The organism is Streptomyces acidiscabies (assembly GCF_020010905.1).
GTDB classification, from domain to species: Bacteria; Actinomycetota; Actinomycetes; order Streptomycetales; family Streptomycetaceae; genus Streptomyces; species Streptomyces acidiscabies.
The window spans coordinates 2,878,162-2,897,812 of the sequence record NZ_JAGJBY010000002.1; the positions used below are offsets into that span (position 1 = coordinate 2,878,162).

Here is a 19,651-nt window from a genome sequence, read left to right on the forward strand (position 1 = left end):
GTCAAGGGGTCGTGTGTACGGTGCTTCGCCTCAGGTCGTCCGCTTCGGGCGAGGAACCCGTTGGTTGGCGCCGGCGGTCGAGCAGGACGCGTGCCGCACACGCGAGTAGGGCTTCAGGCGTGTGATCGACGAGAAGGTCCTGGAGCTGTCTGGTCAAGTGGCGGGTGCGAGCTTGCTCGGCCCGTTCAAGTGCTCCTACGACGGCCTGGGCAAGGAATTCCGCGGGCTTCTGTCCCCGAGCTGTCGCGGCCTGGCGGATCGTGGAGTGCATGGTGCGGGTGAAGGCGACGTTGAGCAGGACCTGACCTGATGCGTCGGGGTAGTGGGTCGTCAGGACGTCGATGGGCAGGAGCCGGTCGAGTTCGTGGCGGAGGGACCGCAGCGCGTGTCGTGATGACTTCGCCCCGCGCACGGCCATCAGGCGGGTGCGGTCCGCGTTCGCGGCGAGCGGCACTCGGCGGCAGGCTCTGTGCAGTTCTGCTCGGGTGACCGGCCTGGTCAGGATGATTTCTACGGCATGCCGTCTTCTCATCACCGGACCGCCTTCTGCGCCCCGCCGCCCGGCTTCGGTCGGCGGCTGTGGGTGGGGAGACGTCGGTGTACGTACGTGTGGTGGACGAGCGGGTCGAAGGGTTCCCAGTCCGTCAGTTCCAGATCCGCAGCTGTTGGGGTGGCCGCGTGCTGAGGGCAGCGCTGTGTTCGCCAGCGGAGCTGTTCGGCGTACGTCAGGGAACTCAGGTCGTACAGGGCCATCATCTCGGCAGGCAGAGCCAGTTGCCCCTGGGTGGCCGTTGCGGGAACCAGTTTCCAGACGCCCGCTGGGCCGTCGGAAGCGAGCATCTTGAGGGTGCATTGGTCGCGTCGCCGAGTCTGGGCCACACACTGGAGCTCTTCCAGGGGGCGCGCGGCGAGGTACCGGACGAACAGGATCTGGACGACGGGTCTGGCGGGCCGGCAGGGGTCCTGCGGCTGCCGGGCCGCAGGACCCGTCGGTGCTGCCGCTGGGGTGAAGCTTCCGGCGTCCACCAGGCGGCGCGTGTTCACGGCCAACGTCCGACGGAGGCTCGTCAGCTCGGGGATTGCGGCGATGTCGGCAATACGGACTGGGCAGACACGGGCGTGGGTCAGTCGGCACCAGTCGCTGCCGTCTCCGGAGGGATACGCAAGGCCGGAGCTGACGTGCCAGCGGTGGTCGGCGGGCACCGCGGCCGTCGGCAACTCCTGGGGATGCAGGCGGACGGGACGATCCCGGACTCGCTGATACCACTCGACTTGATTGCCGCATTCACTGCAGCGGTCGCGCTGAGCACAACGCAGAAGTCTGCTGGGGCTGTCGGGATCGACACACAGCGAGCGTCGCGGGTGGGCTGGGACCGGGCTGCCGTCCAAGCGGCGGGGTACAGGTGAAGGGCGCATGTGCGCGAAGGTGCCAGCCCACACGCCGTAGAGCGACGTCTGGGCCGTGAATGTCCACCAAACAGCCTCATCAGGGCGACATGCGTTCGACTTGACGCCCAGGCGTTCGCATCGAGCTGCCCGATCGACTGAACACCCGCCAGGCCCGGACGGCTCGTCAGTCACTCATCGGTTGCGGGGGTTCATGCCCGGGGAACAGGGCACGAAGAGCTCATCGAGCGGAGTGCCGAGCGCGTGGGCGAGGGCGGGCATTGACTGGACGGTGCCGATCGTACGGCCCTGCTCGATCTCGATGAGGATCCTCCTGGCCAGGCTATTTCTGGCAGCGAGCTCGCCGTGGGGCCATCCCGCACCGCGCGCGGCCGGGCCATATCCAGACGCAGAGTCTCGAAGTCCGGGTCGGCGGGAAGATCGTCATCCACCCAGGGGAAGGTGCGGACACCGGCCCTGTCATTGCAGGCCGCTGCCTCATTTCGGCCTGTCAGGGGCGAGGGCGACGGGCAGAGGGCTGCACTAGCGTGTGCGCCCGAGTCCAGTCCGGCAGAGCGCCGGCGCAGTGAGCGACGGGAGGAAGACGCGCGCCATGAGGCTCTGCTCCGTACGCCCGGGAGTCCGGCGCACCTGGACGGTCGAACTGCGCCCGCAGGCCGGCGGACCGGTACTCGTATGCCAGCAGTGCACCCACAGCGGGCGGCCGCTCGTCGGCTCCGCCGCTCGAGCGGAGCTCTTGGCCCACCTGGCTGCGCACGCCAGTCAGGATCCGCTTCCCGCGCACCTGCGGACCTGTCAGTGCCACGAGCGGGGTTGTCGCCAGCATCCCCGCCACCGTGGGTGCGATGGCCCGATCCGGCTCCTCCTCGTCCGGGAACGAGGCGGACGCCGGTGGCGCCTCTCCGACGCCTGCACCTCGTGCGCGGCGGTCACCTCTCAGGCCGCCGTCGTCCCCGAAACAACCCTGGCCGCCACAGCTCCACCATCCGGACAGCCGCGCGCCCGACGCAGACGATCCCCAAGAGGGCCGGATAGCCAGATTCGGGTGCGCGAGATGCTGAACTATCTCTCCACTGCCCTGCCCGGGGAGACAGGAGCCGGTGCCCGCATGCTCGCCCTTCAGTGCGCACTACGCATGAACGACTCGGCTCAAGTCAGGCTGCCCTACGGCGTACTGCGCAGTCTTCGCCTCGAATCGGCTGCGGACGTATGGCGCGAGCTCGACGAAACAGGACTGTTGCGTACGCGTACCTGCCCATCCGCCCCTCGTGTGATGGCAGTTCAGATACTCGACGCGGGTCTGCTCACCCAACACCCGGCACGGCCCGACCGGCTCCGCGCCGCCGACTGGGCGTTGCGCGGCGCCTGCTCCGCTCGTACCTCTAACCCGCTACTACGACTTGCCGCCCTGTCCTTCGTCGCCCGCACTGCCCTCGGAAGTGATCACGGCGTGGCGGAGATGGACCATGTGGCGCGAGAGTGCGGAGTGCCTGCCGCCGCTCTTCCCCCGCTACTGGAGCAGTTGGTAGCTGCGGGGATTCTCATGACCTGGCAAGCGGCACTGGACACAGGACTGGACGGAGAGGTGTCATGGAGGCTGGGTCCGAAAGGGCTGCATCCGCGTTCTGCCATCGAGGACGCCAACTGAACGCCCTGGACTGGCTGATCCACCGCCAACGGCGACCTGAAACCAGAGTGAGGAAGTCCGGGGCACATCCGTCCGGCGGCCGGGAAGGCCGAGCTCGGCTACCTGTTCCTTCCGGAGGCGTGGGCCCACCCCAGGACGGTAGGACAAACTCAGGCCTCGGCGGGAAGGCCCCGGGACGCCACGAGCTCGTTGGTCAACTCCACCGTGGCCAGGTACCACCAGAAGATCCAGTCGAGGAAGGCTTCGCCGTAGTCGCCGCGCTGGTCGGCCCGACGGTGACGCAGGTCGAAACGGTTGGCGATCTCGAAAAGAGCGCCCTCGTCCTTTCCAAGGTGTTCCTTGATCAGAGCGCGGCGCTCCTCCAGGATGCGGGCGAGGTTGAAGATCGCCGACCTCTTGCTCTCGGCTGACGTTCCGCGTCCTCGGAAGAGTGCGATGGCGTGGTGCACGCCAGCGGTGATGTCGGGCGGGCTGTCATGAAGCGCTCGGTGCACGAGCTCGGAGCGGGCATCATCGGTGACGGCGACGAGTCGACCGAGGTCCTCTCCCTCTGCGGCCAGCTCGTACTCGATGCCGGCTTTGTGCAACAGCCGGTTCACGCGCCACCGGTACAGGATGCGAGCCGGGCCGTTGTGGAACTCCGCGTGATGCCAGCCGCAACCGCCGTAGCTGTGAAAGTGTCGCCGCCGGGGGCGGCTGATCAAGTCGTGGAACACCTCGACGAGGCCGTAGAAGGTGTCCTCGTCCCATGTCTGCGGAGCCAGGGGCCACAGGTCGGGACTTCCCAGTCGGCGCTCGATCACCTCCGAGGCGTCGGGCAGATCATCGTGGTCGTCCACGCAGTAGTGACCGAACGACTCAACCAGGTATCCGTTCTCGGCGAAGTCCCCGACGAGCCGTGCGAATTCCTCCTGGGCGTCCTGCTCTGCCCGGCTGCCGGGAGAGACGACGACGTTGCCGTGCCGCTGCGACCAGTACGGCCGGGGCGCAACCGCGTGCCGCAGCTCGGACGCTCGCTTGACGAGTTCCCCGAACCAGTCACGCCGATCCTCCACACTGGGCACGCGGCGCCAGCGGCTCGTCGTGGTGGCCCACGGGTCGTCCGCCGGATCTCTCCGGCCGGGTGCCTCCTCGAAGTCCAAGGCCGCGCCCCCTGCGAGGGTCTCCGTCAGGAACCACTTCGCCTGCTCCTCCCAGGAGGAGCCCGTCATCCGAAGAATGCGCTCTCCCTCGGTGACGAACAGCTCTATGGGCCAGCGGAGTTCGTAGTTACTGAAGTCCAAGCTCACCGCAACATCATCACCCATCTGCAGACGCCACGAACATGAGTTACGGGTCCTGTCCGAGTCCTGCTTGAGGTCCTGCCACTGCAGACAGCCGTGACCCGCCATGCCCAGGGATGCTGGAGGGGTGACTGCCCGTCCTGGTACTGCCGCACGGCATCGATTTCCAGAAGTTCCCGTCCTTGATCGAGAGCCGACACTATTGACCGGCCGGCCGCTTCACTGACACAAACACGGACGCCAGAGAACCAATCCGCTGTACCCTCCGTAAACGGGAGTTCTGCAGCGCAAGCGGCACCTGGTGGCATTGGGGGGCTCGATGCGTCTGTGATCAGGGGGCAGGAGTAGCGCAGGTGGCCGCATTCGGCGGGCGTATGAAGATCGTGGCTTACCTCAACCACGAGAAGACGCTGTTTTACCGCTTGGTCCTGGATGTATTGCTGGATGAGGAAGCCCGACTCGGCGTCCACCTCAGCACGGAACAGATCAGGCAGCGGGTCCAGGACAAGCTTGCGAGCGAGCCGGAACTGCTGGAGGCCCTTCCGGCGGTTGATGGCCTGCTTGAAGACCTGTACGGCTGGCGGAACGTGGACCGGATTCACAACACCCGTTACACCACCACGCCCGAGGAGTACCTTCAGCGAGACCATCTGTATCAGCTGACCTCGGCCGGCGCCCGGGTCCATCGCGAGATGACCCGGATCGACGAGGACATGTCCGATGCCGGCTCTCTGCAGGCCTCAATGCTTCCGGAGGTTCTCGCGTCCCTTGCGGCACTGTTGCGGGCCATTCGCGAGGAGGACTGCGACCTCAGCAGCACCCTCGGCGCTTTCCGACGCACGACCGAGGGATTCGTGCGGTTGTCGGAGGACGCGAAGCTCTTTGTCCAGGGCCTGGGCGGCTCGTTGGCTTCCGAGGAGATTCGGGACACCGAGGCGTTCATCGCCTACAAGAACGTCGTGGTGGGGTATCTGCAGTCCTTCACGGTTGTCCTACACCAAAGCGCCGCTCCGATTGTGAAGCTGATCATTCAGTTGGAGCGGGCGGGGCTTTTGGCCCGGCTCACCGAGATGGCGGCGCTTGAGGCCGCGCCCGTCCTGGGTGTCAGCCACGAGGAGGTCGTCCTGCGTGACGCGCAGCGGATGCAACAACAGTGGGAGGGGCTGCGCCGCTGGTTCGTGGCTGCCAGCGACCGTCCTCCGGTCGCCGAGTTGCTGCTCGACCGGGCCTCCGATGCAATCGCCTTCATCGTCATGACTATCGGGCACATCAACGACCAGCGGTTCCGGCGGGCGAGCAGGACGGCCGATCTGGTGGCCTTGGCCGGCTGGTTCGACGGCTTCGACAGGACCGGCGGCGGGCGCGATACCAGCGCCTTGTGGCGTACGGCTTTCGGCTCCTACTCATCCCGACACCTGGGCCATCCCGGTGCGTTCGAGGACGACTGCGATACGGGCCCCGAGGTCGGCTGGTGGCAGAGTGAGCCGGCTCCGGTGTCGGCAGAGTTGCGCTCGCGTGGCCCTCGGGCTCACACGGGAACTCCGCCGCGGGTCCGTGACCCGCGGCGTGCCAAGAGCCTGCTGGCCGCCCGGCAGCAGCAGGAACACGCGGCTACGGAGGCCGCGGAGCGGTCACTGGCAGACAGAGGCCCGGTGCGGCTGTCGGAGCTCGGTCAGTTGGACTCCGCCGAGGCGGAGGTCTTCCTGACCTGTCTTGGACTCGTTCTGTCCACGCACAGGCGAAGCAGGGGCATTCGACGTGCGCGTACCCCCGACGGCCGTCTGCTGATCACGCTGGGACCTGCGGCTGAAGGGGCTGCCGCCGCGGTGGAGCTGCGGGGCGGGGTGTTGAGCACTCAGGACTTCGAGTTGACGCTGCTGGTGGATGAGCGTGGGCGCCGGTGAACGCGTGGACAGGGCAGGAGGGACACGAACGCCGTGAGGTTGTTCGCGCCCTGCTGCACACCCCCGTGCTTCGGCGCGAGGGCCGACACAGGCGGCTGGTCGATCAGGCTCGTAGGCACGAGAAGGAACTACGCGCCTGGTTCGACCGGCAGTTGGGATGGCCGCTGGTGGTCGAGCGCGATCTGATACGGCTGCTCAAGATCCCCGAGAGTCCCGGGCGCTATCCCGATCCGACCGTCCCCACCCCGAGGCAGTGCGCACTGTACTGCCTGCTGTTGGCGGTTCTGGTCGACTGCGGTGGGCAGACCGTGATCAGCGAGCTCGCTGACCGTGTGACCGCACTCACAACCGCGCACCGCAGTCTGCGCAGGTTCGACGCCACCTCGACGCGGGAGCGCCGCGATCTGGTCGCGGCGCTCCGGCTCCTCGCCGAGGGCGGCGTGCTGCGGTCTCCCCGGGAGGCGGGCGTCACGGCCGACTCCGAACAGGCCTACGTCGCGGGTCAGGGCAACGCCCTCTACGACGTAGACCACCGCCTGGCCGCCTCGGCCGTGGTCTGCCCGGTCCCACCCAGTCAGGCCGAAAGCCCGGACGCGCTGCTGCGTGTCGCCGAAGACGAACCCGGGCTCGGGGCCAGGACCGATTCCGAGCTTCGGCAGGCACTCATGCGTCGTCTGGTCGACGACCCGGTCGTCTACGTGGAAGACCTGCCATCGGACCAACGGGAGTATCTGTCCGTTCACCGGGAGGAGTTGGCGGCGGAACTCGTCCTCGGACTCGACACCCGGGTAGAGGTGCGGGCCGAGGGCCTCGCGATCGTCGACTTCCGTTTCTCCGATTCCGAGTTCCCTGCGGCCAGCGCCGTCTCAGTGGCGGCGCTGGCCCTGGCCGACCTGCTGGCCGGAGAGGCCATCCCGGGGCAGACCGGCAGCTTCGTGGTCGGGCACGACCGTCTCCTCGAGCTGGTGGACCTGGTCGCGGAACAGATCCGCCGCGTCGTGCCGAACATCGAGCGCAAGCCCGTGGACGGCGCCGTCGTGCTGAGGTACTCCGTGCCCGTGCTGATGCAGTTCGGACTCGCCGATCCTCATGAAGACGGTGTACTCGTCCGTCCCGCCCTCGCCCGCTACCGCGACCCTTCCGGACGCGGGGCCCGTGTCACCGGGGAGGCATTGCTGCTCTTCGGCCAAGATCTCGATACGCCGCCCCGCCGCAGCAAGACACAGGCCACTCGCCCCTCGATTCCGGAAGGCCGCCCCGATGGCATCGTCGACTGATCGAACGCCGACACCCGCGCTGCAGCGCATTCTCGGCGGGGAGCTGCCCGTGCCGGAACGGGAGCGGTTCCAGCAGTTGCGCCTGGGTCTCATCGGTATGTGGGAGTACGAGGAGCAGGAGTTCGTCTCCTACCGCAACGGACTGATTCTGCGCGGGCGGAACGGGGCCGGGAAGACCAAGGTGATGGAGGTCACCAGCCCGCTGCTGCTGGACGCGCGGCTCAGCGCGCGGCGCCTGGACCCGTTCGGCTCGACTGCACGCCCGATGCGGGACAACCTGTTGCATCGAGGGCGCGGCCATCGCGTCGGGTACAGCTGGTGCGAGTACGGGCGCGTCACCGAGGACGGCAGCTACGAGTTCGTCACCATCGGCATGGGAATGAGAGGCAGCACGTCCGTCAAGGGAGGGGTCCACAAGCCCTGGTTTTTCGTCACCTCGAAACGTGTCGGCCAGGACTTCAGCCTGCTGAACGAGCAGAGACAGCCACTCCTGCGTAAGCAACTGGCGGTAAGGCTCGGCGCCAGCGACGTCTTCGAGGACCGGCGCGCGTACCGAACGGCTGTCGCGAAGCGCCTGTTCGGCGTCGGTGTCGGAAAGCTGGCCGCCCTGGTGGAACTCCTGCTGGTCCTGCGCAAACCGAAGTTGAGCGAGAACTTCAACGGCGAGCAGCTCAGCCGGATGCTGAGTAACGGACTGCCGCCGGTCAGTACGACGTTGCTGGACGACTTGGCCATCCGCTTCGATCAGTTGGCCCGTGACCGCGACGACCTTGAACAGCAAGAGCGGCATCAACTGGGCATGTCCACCTTCCTGTCGGTGTACTCCCGCTACGCGCGCCGGTGGACCAGGAGCGTCGCGGAGCGGTTGGCCGAGGCGGATTCTCAACTCACCAAGGCGCAACAGGGCAGTAAGAGCGCTGCTGAGGAGGTCGACCGGACTGGGAAAGCGCTGAAGGAGGGGCAGGAGCAGCGGCGGCGTTTCCTCGACGAGCGCGAGACCTTCCGGATTGCCGTCGAAGAACTTCGTACCGACCCGCTGATGGATCAGCATGAACTCCTTAGGCGGCTTCTGGAACAGGCCGAGGAAGCGGAAACGAAGCTCCCCGATCTCCGACAGCGGCTGAAGACGGCAGCGTCCGCCATCACTAAGGCGGAAAGCGCAGCCGCCAAGCAGTCCCGGCTTCTCGAAGCTGCCGCTGCCGTGCTCTTGGACGCCGAGCAGCAGGCCAAGACGCGGGCGGCCAAGACCCGCATCGAGGATGCTCATACCGAGCTCGCCGCATCTGTCCGCGAGGACCCCGCTCAGACGGAGGTCACGCTTTTGGGCCACGTGGAAACCCGCGCGAACGTTCTCCGCCGCGCCGTCGTCCTGGCCCAGGCCTCGCAGAACGCCAAGGCCGCACGCGACCAAGCAGACGAAGGCCTCCAAAAGACCTTGGCGCTGCGTGGAACGGCCAAGCGCACCGTGGACGAAGGCGAAAGACAACTCGCACGCCAGATAGCCGAGTTGCGGGTCAAGCTCGTCGACTGGAGCGAGCGGTGCAAGGAGTTGCGGCTGACTGACGGCGACCTGGGTGAGCTCCAGTCACTGACGCCGACCTTCGGACTTCCGGGCGCCACCACCCTCTCCCAGGAGGTCGCCCGTCTCGCCCGCCCCCGAGGCGACCTGCTCGCTCAACAGGCATCCGATCTGGCCACCGAACTGCGTGTCCTGCAGGAGGAAAGGGGCCGAACCGCCGCCCTGCGGCTGCGCGTCGCCAAGGAGAAGGATCCCCTTCCGACGGCCCCGACGCACGAGCGGCGGGATCGCAGCGAAGCCGCCGACGGTGCTCCGTTGTGGCGGCTGCTCGAGTTCGCCCCGGACATCGACGACCGGGCTCGGGCGGGCCTGGAGGCCGCCCTGCTCGGTTCAGGAGTACTGGACGCATGGGTCACCCCTGAGGGAGGCCTGCTGGACGGCAGCACTCTTGACAGTCTCCTGCCCACTGACCGGGAACCTGTGCTCGGCCGTTCCCTCGCCGACGTGCTGCACGCCGTCGACCACGAGATGGTCCCATCGCGGGTGACCACGAGCATTCTCGCTGCTATCGCGCTCGCCCCCTCAGACTCAGAGCAGTCGCCGGGCGATTGGGTGTCGACCAACGGCTCCTGGCGGATCGGCCCGGTCCACGGCCGTACCACGGCGACGCAGGCCGCTTTCATCGGCGCCGCTGCCCGCCAGGCCGAGCGCCTCCGTCGCCTGCAGTCGCTGGACAATCAGCTCGCCGAGCTGGACGGCCGGATCGTACAGATCGACAAGCGGCAGCAGCACCTCACCGAGCGGCAGGACGACCTGCTGGCCGAGTGCAACGAAGTCACCGACTTCGACCAGCCGCTGCGGGACTGCCGCGTGGCCCTATCGGCGGCCAGACACGTATATGAAGCGCACGACACACAAAGCAGACTCGACAAAGCCGCGCTGGACAAACGCGAGACCATCTGGAAGGAGGCGCGTGCAGAGCTCGATAGCTACTCCAGACAATGCTCGACCGGCACTCGGTTGGAAGCGCTCGCCACGGAGCAGCAGGCGCTCACCGAATACGCGACCAGTCTGGGAAACCTTTTCCGCCGTTTGGGCGCCTGGCTGGCCCAGGCAGAGCAGTGCACCAGCGCCGACGCACTGCTGACCACTTGTCGCGACCACCAAAAGCTGGTCAGGATCGACCTGGGCAATGCCGAGCGCGACGCCAAGACGAAGCGCCAACAACACGACGTGCGGCGCAGTGTCGTCGGGGCGGACGTCGACGACGTCTTGAAGAAACTCACCATTGCCCAGACGGGCCTCGCAAAGAACCTCGCCATGGAGAACAAGAGCCTGGCAGCACTGGAGGCCGCAAACAAGCGGGACACCCTCGCTCAATCGGCGTGCGCGCTGGCCCGCGAAGTCGTCGAGCAGCGAAAGCAGGCCTTGGACGACCAGGCCAGAGGGTACAGGGAACTCGACCGGCTCGGATTCCTCGCCCTGGTCTCCGCAGAGGGACCGGCCTTGGGATCCCTCGACGCTGTCACTGCTGCACTGGCTCTGATCCCGCAGCTCATCGACGATCCCTCGGATTCGCGCGCCCTCGACCAAGCACGGGACGAAGTGGACAGCGCCCGCCAAGACCTCGAGACCGTGTTGGCGGGCCCGGACTGGAAGGTACGAGCCGGCAACGAGGACCGGCTCGTCTCTGTTCGTCTGTTCCACAACGGTCAGCACCTCACTGTCGCGCAAGGGCTCGCCATCGTGCAGAGGGAGGTCCACGAACGGAACCGTTTGCTTGACGCGAGTGAACACGATCTGTTCACGGAAGTCCTGCTCGGACAGGTGGGGGACCATTTGCGCCGCCGCCGTGCGCGGGCCAAGGCGCTCATCGAAGAGATGAACAGGCTTCTCGGATTGCGCCGCACAGCCTCGGGGCACGTCATGCGCTTGGTCTGGGAGCCGGACCCCGACGAGGGTGAGGAGACTCGGGAGGCACTGGCGACGCTGGACCAGCAGGCCAACCGATTCCTGCCCGACGAGGCCCGCGAGCACTTGATCGCTTTCCTCAGCCGACAGATTGGCGTGGCCAGGGAGGCGGAAGGCGGTGTGGACTGGAAGAGTCACCTGCGCATCGCCCTCGACTACCGGACCTGGAGCCGGATCCGCGTCCAGTACAAGACCGGCCCGCAACAGAGATGGACAGACATCGACGCTGGCATGCACGGCAAAGGATCCGGCGGCGAAAAGGCCGTCATGCTACAGCTCCCGCTTTTCGCCGCTGCCGCGGCCCACTACGCCGGAGCTGCGCGGACCGCTCCGCGCCCGGTGTATCTGGACGAGGCGTTCGCCGGCATCGACGCCGAGATGCGTGGCGAGTGCATGGGACTTCTCGTCCAACTCGACCTCGACTTCGTCATGGCGAGCCACGACGAATGGGGTTTCTACGAGGAGGTCCCTGGTGTGGCGACCTACCAGCTGTTCCGCGACCCGCAGACGGAGGGAGTCCTCACCACCCCCATCCTCTGGGACGGGGCCCAGCGGCACCCCATGCTCGATCCGGCGCTGCTCGGTGGCAGCGGCCTCGACTTCGACGCTGACGACCGGCTCGACGACGAACAAGCCGACGACGAGACCGACGAGGACGAAGACCTGGACGACGAACCCGAAATGGAGGAGGAGTTCGAGGACACGGACGAGGACGCCACCACCTACCGCCGGACCGGTGGGCTGCTGGATGACATGGACCTCGACTGACATGGGAACCCACGTCGCCCTCCACCCCGATCTCATGGAGTGGGCGGTCAGCCCGGGCGGGGCCCTGTTCTGCGCCCGCGTGCGCCAGCACATCGCCAACGGTGGCAAGCTGAATCGCCGTCTGCGTCTACAGATGACAGACCGTGAACGCGCCGATCTCATAGACCTGTTCGGCGACGCCGTCAGTGCGACCGACGTCCAGCTTGCACGCGCAGACACATTGCTGCGCAGCAGCCGGCACACCTTGCCGCTCCGGATGCTGATCATCGGTGCCGGCGGGCCGATCCGCACGAAACGCGGCCAGACCCGGTACCGGGCAATCATCAAACGGGAACGTCTGATGAGGGAACGCGCCGAGACTCTGGCCGCCATCGCCGACGTCTCGGAACTGGCCACAGAACACAGACTGCTTGCATCCCTGCCGAACGACAACAGACGTGTGCCCCCCAAAGGCTCACGCGCTGGCACTCCTCACTGGGACACGTACTGCGCCGCGTTGCGGGCGGCAGCCGAATGGTTCCGCACCGCGAGCCGAGACTGGAAATGCAGCGAGCGTGAACTGGCAGCGCGGGCACTGGGCGGAACCAAGACGTGGACCGAAGCCTCCAAGGCCGCCTTCTCCAAGCTGGTCGGCCTCCCGTTCACCGAGGCCGTCCACACCAGCGACACGGGCCTGAGGATGACCGGCCCGGCCGAATGGCACCGACAAGGCCTCGTGGCGGACCTCTCCCTCGCTGAACCCTTCATCGAGCTCCCCGGCTGGACGGTCACGAGAGACGGCCGGTTCGACCTCCAGGCTTGTGGCATCCTCCTCATCGAGAACCAGGAGACCTTCGAAGCGGTCACGTCGCGCACCAGCGTCCCCAGGGACTGGCTCTGCATCTGGACCGAGGGATTCGCCTCCGGAGCACTGGCGCACTTCCTGGGTATCCGCGTACCCGAGTCGATGCCGATCGCGGCCTGGGGAGATCTCGACCCGCCGGGCATCGACATCATCCTCGACCTTTCCGCGAAAAGCGGCCGCATCATTCACCCGATCGCGATGGACGCAGACCTGTACCGCCGCGGGCGCAAACTCGTGGAGGAACCGTCACAGCTCGAAAAGTGGCTGAACGAGGCAAAGAAGCATACCGAGACCGTCCCGAGCCCCTTCAAGGGCCTCGTGACCGCCATGATCGAGCACGGAGGGCTTCGCTGCGAACAGGAAGGCATGCACGAACAGGTCCTCCCGTACCTGCACCACTGGCTGGCCGAACTGAAACCGTTCTGAGTGTGCCCTCGGCTGGGCCTCTCGATAAGCGCAGGTCAGAGCCACTCTCATTTCCAATGTCCCAAAATCGCGCTAGTACGATGCCTGTCGAACTGATAGTGCGCAGGTCAGAGACCTTGTCAACTCTCATTTTCAGCGTCGGTCCTCAGCGGAAAACCTGGAGGTGGGCGGGGCGGCCGGGACGGCATCATGTCCGGGTCAAGGCGATCACCACGGGGGTAGGGCATGACCGTCCAGAACATTCTGCTGTCCGGCGTCGTCGGTTCGACCGCGTACGGGCTCGCTCGCGAGGGCTCCGACATCGACCGCCTCGGCATGTTCGCGGTTCCCACGGAGGAACTGCACGGTCTGCACCGGCCGAAGGAGTCCTACGTCACCACCGCACCCGACCGGACCCTGCACGAGGCGGGGAAGTGGTGCCGGCTCGCCCTGTCCGGCAACCCTACGGTGATGGAACTCGTCTGGCTGCCCGACGAGTTGTACGAGACGCGGACCGGCCTCGGGGACGAACTGATCGGCATCCGGGAGTCGTTGCTCAGTGCCGGGCGGGTCCGGGACGCCTATCTCGGGTACGCCACGCAGCAGTTCAGGCGGCTTCAGGGGCGGGGGGACGGGTCGTTCTCGGCGGACACGCGGAAGCGGACCGCCAAGCACGCGCGGCATCTCAAGCGGCTGTGCCAGCAGGGGTTCGAGCTGTACAGCACCGGGCGGTTGACCGTGCGCGTCGAGGACCCGGAGAGCTATCACCGGTTCGGGGAAGAGGTCGCTGCCGACGCCGATGCGGCCTTGCCTGTGCTGGAGCGCTTCGAGGAGGCGTTCGCGGTGACTCGTACGGTGTTGCCGGAGGAGCCGGACGAGCGGGTTGTCGAGGCGTGGTTGCGGAGGGTGCGGCGGGAGTTCTGTGCAGGGTAGGTGAGGGTGGAAAACCGTGTGACCCGGTTGTCCCTTCCTCCCTACACTCACGTCTGTCGTCGCGCCGCCCATGACAAGGGGTGCGCGTTCATCGAGCCGTAGAAGGGGAGTTGGCCATGTGTGAGCACACCGCTGTCGCCACTCCCCGCGCCCGGTACGAGGTGATCCTCGTGTCCTGGGGTGCCCGGTGCTCGCTGCGCGCCCGGCACCGGTCTCTGTGACGAAGTTCTGACCAACGTCAACTCGCTTGCGGTCACAGCAGTTTGACGTTCCGTCATGTCTGTTTCCACAGGCGGGACTTCGTCCTCCCATCGCGCCTTCCCTCACTCGGACGCACCTCGAAAGGCCATAGGGCCATGCGCGACAACCTCGACCGCCAGCTCTCCGCCGTACGCAATCTCGGCATCCTCGCCCACGTCGACGCGGGCAAGACCACCGTCACGGAGCGGATTCTCTATGCCACCGGAACCACCCATAAACGAGGGGAAGTTCACGACGGGACGACCGTCACCGACTTCGATCCTCAGGAACGCGACCGGGGTATCACCATCTTCGCGGCAGCCGTCAGCTGTGACTGGGACGGGCACCGGCTCAACCTGATCGACACCCCCGGGCACGTCGACTTCGCCGACGAGGTCGAGCGCGCTCTGCGGGTGCTGGACGGGGCAGTTGCCGTGTTCGACGCGGTGGCCGGTGTCGAGCCGCAGAGCGAGTCCGTGTGGCGTCAGGCGGATCGGCACGGGGTGCCGCGTATCGCCTTCGTCAACAAGCTCGATCGCGCGGGCGCCGACCTCGACCGGGCCGTCGCCTCCATCCGTGAACGCCTTCACCCGACGCCGCTGGTGGTCCAACTGCCCATCGGTTCCGAGGAGTTGTTCACCGGGGTCGTCGACCTCGTCCAACTGCGGGCGCTGACATGGGCCGACGGTGACGACGGTGTCGTATCCGCCGAGATACCCGAGGAGTTGCGGGACGAGGCGCTGCGTCGGCGACGGCTGCTGGAGGAGGCCGTGGCCGAGCGGCATCCGGTGGCGCTGGAGGAGTTCTGCGGGCGGGGGACGGTGTCGGCGGCGACGCTGGTCGCCGCGCTGCGGGAGCTGTCGATCAGCGGGGACGGCGTGGTCGTGCTGTGCGGCTCCGCCTATCGCAACCGGGGGATCGAGCCGCTGCTCGACGCGGTGGTGGCGTACCTGCCGTCACCGTCGGACGTGCCTGCGGTGCGGGGAATGCCGGTGGAGGGTGGGCGGCACGCGCCAACTGCCGGACCCGTCATAGGAGATGCGCCGGTGTCCGACGCCGCCTCGGCCCCCGTCGAGTCCCGCCCCGCCGACCCCTCCGCTCCCTTCGCCGCGCTCGTGTTCAAGGTCGCCGTCACGCCCACCGGACGGCTGACCTACCTGCGGATCTACTCCGGGACCATCGAGAAGGGAGACGTCGTGCGGGACGCGACAGCCGGGCGCAGTGAGCGAGTTGGGCGGATTCTGCGCGTGCAGGCCGATCGGCATGCGCAGCTGGAGCGGGCCGTGGCCGGGGACATCGTGGCCGTCGTCGGGGTCAAGTCCGCGCGGACCGGGGCGACTTTGTGCGCGCCGGACGCTCCGCTCGTGCTGGAGCCACCCGGTGTGGCGGAGCCGGTCGTCTCCGTCGCGGTCGAGGCGTGCCGGGGCGCGCAGGCCGAGAAGCTGGCATCCGCGCTGGCCCGACTCGCCGAGGAGGACCCGTCGTTGGCGGTGCGGACCGATCCGGAGACGGGTCAGACCGTGCTGTCCGGCATGGGGGAACTGCATCTGGAGGTCGCCGTGGAGAAGATCCGGGGGACGCTCGGGGTGGACGTCAACATCGGCCGTCCCCGGGTGACTTACCGCGAGACCGTCGGGCGAGGCGTGTCCGGTGTCGTGTACCGGCACGTCAAACAGGACGGTGGTGCGGGGCAGTTCGCCCAGGTCGTGCTCGAAGTCGAGACGTACGACGGGGAGTTCGTCTTCCGGTCGGCGGTCATCGGCGGGCGGGTGCCGCAGGAGTACGTCCGTGCCGTCGAGGCCGGCTGCCGTGACGCCCTCGCCGAAGGGCCGCTCGGCGGGCACCGGGTGACCGGGCTGCGCGTCACGCTCACCGACGGGGCGACGCATGTGAAGGACTCGTCCGAGCAGGCGTTCCGTACGGCGGGGAGGTTCGGGCTGCGGGAGGCGCTGCGGGGCTGCGCGATGGTGCTGCTCGAACCGGTCGCCGAGGTCACGGTGACCGTGCCCGAGGCTGTCGTCGGCCTGGTGCTCGGGGATCTCGCGGCGCGGCGGGGGCGGGTCGGTGGGTCCTCGGTGCGCTCTGGTGCGGCGGTCGTCACGGCTACCGTGCCGCTGGCCGAACTCTTCGGTTATGCGGGGCGGTTGCGGGGGCGGACGCAGGGGCGGGGCGTGTTCACGGCTCGGCCCACGGGGTATGCGCCGGCGCCGGCCGGCTTGATGTCGGGCGGCGGGCGGTGACGGTCGCCCGTAGATAGGGGGCGTGGCCCTCGGCGCGGTCAACGGAAAACTGGATGTCACCCTATCGAGTGACATTTCGAATTCTGGGCACGTGTTCGAGGGGCGGTCCGTTGGCCGGGTGTCGGGAGATTTTCCCGGCACCCGGACCAGACGGAGGTAATGAGATGGGCCTTCTCCAGTGCAACCCGCCGATCCCGCCACCGGCTCCCGGCCTGCACCGTTTCGTGCTGGTGCACGAGGAGTTCGAGGGCGGTTCCTTCGACGACGAGCGGTACGAGGGGCTGCGGGTGAACCCACCCGATGGGTGCAGGCCGGTCAACGGGGGGTGCTTCGCCCTCCGTTGTGAGCGACCCGGCCCGACGATGCTCGACGCGATCGCCGAGACGCTCGCCGAGATCCGCCGTGCGCACGGACTCGTGATGAACAGCCTCGGGATCGACCCGAAGGAGTGGATGGACGACGGGAAGGACGGATTCGGGGCGCAGATCGTGGCCCACCTGGTGCTGATGGCCCGCTACCGCGCCGAGTCCCTCGGGTACGGACGCGCGGAGCTGGTGCGGCTGCTCGACGCGACGGGGGTGTGAGGTGCCGGTTCAGCAGTCCCGGAACTCCGGGGACTGGTTGAGGAGCTGGGAGCGGACGGAGGTGAAGCGGGCGTACGTCTCCCCGGTGCGGGCGTCCGGGTGGAAGGCCGCCACGCGGTGGCAGTTCTGGAAGGCGAGGGCCACACCGAAGTGGCGCTCCAGGCTGGTGCGGATGGCGTCGCTGGCGAGGGCGCGCAGGAGCTGGCCGCGTTCGTGCTCGGAGGGGGGCGGGGTCTGGTTGTCGGTGAACTCGGCGGTGCCGCTGGTGAGGTCGGCGGCGAGGGAGGCGATCAGGTCGTAGGCGTAGGGGAGGGAGGTGCGGACGGTGTCCACGAAGTCCTCCTCGCGGACGTCACCGGCTTCGGCCTGGGCGAGGAGGGTGGGGGAGACGTCGAGAGACATGGGGGTCCTGTTCGAGAGATGGGGGTGAAAGGAGAGGCCGTTTTACGGCGGGGGCGGGATGGTGTGCCCCGGTCAGGCGCTCGGGAGGATGCCCGGTACGTACTCCGGGTCCACCTGGGCCGCCAGGTCCAGGCCGGTCGCGGTGTTCGCCCAGGCGCGGGCGTTGCGGAGGTGGAAGTCGACGGCGTGGCGGTGCAGCGCCGGCCAGTCCTTGGGGCGGGCGTCGACCGCGGCGCGCAGGACATCGAGGGCGTGGCGGTTGGTGTCCTCCAGCTCGCCCTGGGGGGTGCCGCGTTCCGCGGAACGTACCCAGGAGGAGTGGGTGAGGTAGGTGAGCAGGTGGTCGCCGGTCTGCTCCTTGAGGAAGAGGAGGTCGTCCTCGCCGGTGACCTTGTTGCCCACGACGGCCAGGGGGATGCCGAACTCCCGGGCGTGGTCGCGGTACTGGCGGTACACGGAGACGCCCCGCCGGGTGGGTTCGGCGACCAGGAACGTCATGTCGAACCGGGTGAACAGTCCCGAGGCGAAGGCGTCCGCGCCGGCGGTCATGTCGACGACGACGTACTCGCCGGGGCCGTCCACGAGGTGCCCGAGGTACAGCTCCACCGCGCCGAGCTTGGAGTGGTAGCAGGCCACGCCGAGATCGCTCTCGTCGAACTCGCCGGTCACCATCAAGGGGACGCCGCCGATCCGCTGGACATGGCGCGCGTGGAGCTCGTCATCACCGAGGAGGCTCAGCAGGCGGGAGCCGCGTCCGGGCGGGGTCGTCTTGACCATCGCCTCGCGGGACGGGATCAGCGGGTTGGTTCCGCGCAGCAGATCCTTGATCTCGCCGATGTGCCCGGCGAGCGGGGCTGCGGTGAACGGCTCGGCATCGGGGTCGAGTGCCTCGGCCAGGTGCTGGTTGATGTCACCGTCCACGGCGAGGACGGGGGCGCCGGTTCGGGCCAGGTGTCGGGCGAAGAGAGCGGAGAGGGTGGTCTTTCCGCTGCCGCCTTTGCCGACGAAGGCAATGCGCATCGCTGGTGACTCTCTGTGGGGCGGGGGTGAGGGAGGGCTGGGGTGTTGAGGGGGCGGGACTTGGCAGGACGGAGATGGTGTGACGGGGCGGGGTCAGGGGCGTCGATGAGGTGGCGCAGGTACGGCTTGTTGAGGAGGGGGTTGAGGCGGGGACGGTGGCCGAGTCCGAGAGGAGCGCCGGGGTGGAGGGGCACGCCGAGGTGGAGACGAAGGGCCTGCTTGGCAGGGTGGGGACGAGGGCTGCTGGGTCGGGGACTGTGGGCGGCGTCGGCGTGGTGGTCGTGTGAGGGCTGGGGGCGTAGATCCCGTGAAGCACTGGGGCGGGCGTCATCCGGAGTGGGGAGGCTCAGGCTGTGAGGGGTGATGACGGACGTCTTGCCGTACCGGTTGCCGTCTGGTGCCACGTGGTGGTGCCTGCGTCGGTCGTCGGGTGGGCGGGGTGTGTGGTCCGGCTGCCTTCAGGTGTCTCTCGTCGCGAGGCTCGGCGTTTTGAAAATGGGTTTCATGTGACTAGGTTTTAGGAGGGCGAGTGGGGGCTGTCAAATCGAGGGGGTGGAGCGGTTGCCGGTGGCCTCTTGATCGCACTGGCGTGCTAGCTGCGTATGATGTGCAAGTGCGTGATTACTGCATAAGGCCAGCCGGCCCGGAGGACCTCGACGAGGCGCGGGCCGTCATGCTCGATACGGTGTACCGGGACTTCGGGACGGGGTACGTGCCGAGATGGCACGGGGACATCATCGATCTGGCCGGTGCGTACGTGGCGCCGGTGCGGCACACGTTGCTGGTGGCGGTGGACGCCGGGGGCGAGGTCGTGGCGACGGGCGCGTTGGACTCGCGCGGCCCCCTGCACCCACCGAACCCCCGGCACCTCGCCGAGTGCTACCCCTCCGGGACGACCGCGCAGCTCAGACGGATCTACACCCGGCGTGAACACCGCCGCAGGGGACTGGCCCGACGCCTGGTCGCGGAGTTGCTCGACTTCGCGGCGGCGGACGGGGGTTACCGCTCCGTGTACCTCCACACGGACCCGTCGGTGGAGGGCGCGGAGGGCTTCTGGCGCTCGCTCGGCGAGGTGGTACTCGACGAACGGAACCCCACCCAGGGCGCGGCCCAGTCGGTCATGCACTTCGAGGTCCCGTTCGACGCGGTCCGCCGGGGCAGGGCCCTCACGCACAAGGCCCGCCCAGCCCAACCCTCTGCGAACAA

The 19,651-nt window shown here is 67.8% G+C and carries 13 protein-coding genes and 1 pseudogene; 9 read left to right on the forward strand and 5 right to left on the reverse strand.

Features of this window, described 5'->3' with window-relative positions; genetic code table 11:
* Position 1: 1 nt before the first annotated feature.
* Together J8M50_RS39360 and J8M50_RS39365 are read right to left on the reverse strand one after the other, a co-directional pair.
* Complete coding sequence (locus tag J8M50_RS39360) at positions 2-532, reverse strand: hypothetical protein (RefSeq protein ID WP_050987312.1); 531 nt, start codon at positions 530-532, stop codon at positions 2-4.
* Positions 532-1,416: a DUF6083 domain-containing protein gene (locus J8M50_RS39365; RefSeq protein ID WP_078481083.1), complete on the reverse strand. Its 885-nt coding sequence runs from the start codon at positions 1,414-1,416 to the stop codon at positions 532-534. Before J8M50_RS39365 ends, J8M50_RS39360 begins: the two co-directional genes overlap by 1 nt.
* A gap of 1,264 nt (positions 1,417-2,680) precedes the next feature.
* Between J8M50_RS39365 and J8M50_RS39375 the strand changes: the two genes are divergently transcribed.
* Positions 2,681-3,055: a hypothetical protein gene (locus J8M50_RS39375; RefSeq protein WP_223786394.1), complete on the forward strand. Its 375-nt coding sequence runs from the start codon at positions 2,681-2,683 to the stop codon at positions 3,053-3,055.
* A gap of 149 nt (positions 3,056-3,204) precedes the next feature.
* On the opposite strand, the gene J8M50_RS39380 is transcribed toward J8M50_RS39375, so the two are convergent.
* Positions 3,205-4,362 (reverse strand): hypothetical protein, encoded by a 1,158-nt coding sequence (locus J8M50_RS39380; RefSeq protein WP_040837356.1) that lies wholly within the window; start codon positions 4,360-4,362, stop codon positions 3,205-3,207.
* A 329-nt stretch (positions 4,363-4,691) separates the two neighbouring features.
* Between J8M50_RS39380 and J8M50_RS39385 the strand changes: the two genes are divergently transcribed.
* The 7 genes from J8M50_RS39385 to J8M50_RS39415 all read left to right on the forward strand — a co-directional run bounded on the left by J8M50_RS39385 (position 4,692) and on the right by J8M50_RS39415 (position 17,023).
* On the forward strand, positions 4,692-6,242 hold the full coding sequence (locus tag J8M50_RS39385) for a TIGR02677 family protein (protein ID WP_010357535.1): 1,551 nt from the start codon (positions 4,692-4,694) through the stop codon (positions 6,240-6,242).
* Positions 6,239-7,519, forward strand: coding sequence for a TIGR02678 family protein (locus tag J8M50_RS39390; RefSeq protein WP_075660952.1), 1,281 nt, complete (start codon positions 6,239-6,241; stop codon positions 7,517-7,519). Before J8M50_RS39385 ends, J8M50_RS39390 begins: the two co-directional genes overlap by 4 nt.
* Positions 7,503-11,777 (forward strand): TIGR02680 family protein, encoded by a 4,275-nt coding sequence (locus J8M50_RS39395; protein ID WP_158002824.1) that lies wholly within the window; start codon positions 7,503-7,505, stop codon positions 11,775-11,777. The genes J8M50_RS39390 and J8M50_RS39395 overlap by 17 nt, the downstream gene beginning before the upstream one ends.
* A 1-nt stretch (position 11,778) precedes the next feature.
* Positions 11,779-13,047 carry a Wadjet anti-phage system protein JetD domain-containing protein gene (locus tag J8M50_RS39400; RefSeq protein WP_010357540.1) on the forward strand — a complete coding sequence of 423 codons (1,269 nt, stop codon included), beginning with the start codon at positions 11,779-11,781 and terminating at the stop codon, positions 13,045-13,047.
* 225 nt (positions 13,048-13,272) lie between these two features.
* Complete coding sequence (locus J8M50_RS39405) at positions 13,273-13,959, forward strand: nucleotidyltransferase domain-containing protein (protein WP_010357541.1); 687 nt, start codon at positions 13,273-13,275, stop codon at positions 13,957-13,959.
* Positions 13,960-14,315: 356 nt separating this feature from the next.
* A complete protein-coding gene (fusA, locus tag J8M50_RS39410) occupies positions 14,316-16,439 on the forward strand; it encodes an elongation factor G (RefSeq protein WP_010357542.1) in 2,124 nt (707 codons plus the stop codon).
* Between the two features lie 164 nt (positions 16,440-16,603).
* Positions 16,604-17,023: a hypothetical protein gene (locus J8M50_RS39415; RefSeq protein WP_010357543.1), complete on the forward strand. Its 420-nt coding sequence runs from the start codon at positions 16,604-16,606 to the stop codon at positions 17,021-17,023.
* 9 nt (positions 17,024-17,032) lie between these two features.
* On the opposite strand, the gene J8M50_RS39420 is transcribed toward J8M50_RS39415, so the two are convergent.
* On the reverse strand, positions 17,033-17,425 hold the full coding sequence (locus tag J8M50_RS39420; protein ID WP_010357544.1) for an SCO5389 family protein: 393 nt from the start codon (positions 17,423-17,425) through the stop codon (positions 17,033-17,035).
* A 72-nt stretch (positions 17,426-17,497) separates the two neighbouring features.
* A complete protein-coding gene (locus tag J8M50_RS39425; RefSeq protein WP_010357545.1) occupies positions 17,498-18,445 on the reverse strand; it encodes an ATP-binding protein in 948 nt (315 codons plus the stop codon).
* A 613-nt stretch (positions 18,446-19,058) separates the two neighbouring features.
* Between J8M50_RS39425 and J8M50_RS39430 the strand changes: the two are divergent.
* A pseudogene (locus J8M50_RS39430) lies at positions 19,059-19,586 on the forward strand (GNAT family N-acetyltransferase); the annotation flags it as partial.
* Between the last annotated feature and the right edge of the window lie 65 nt (positions 19,587-19,651).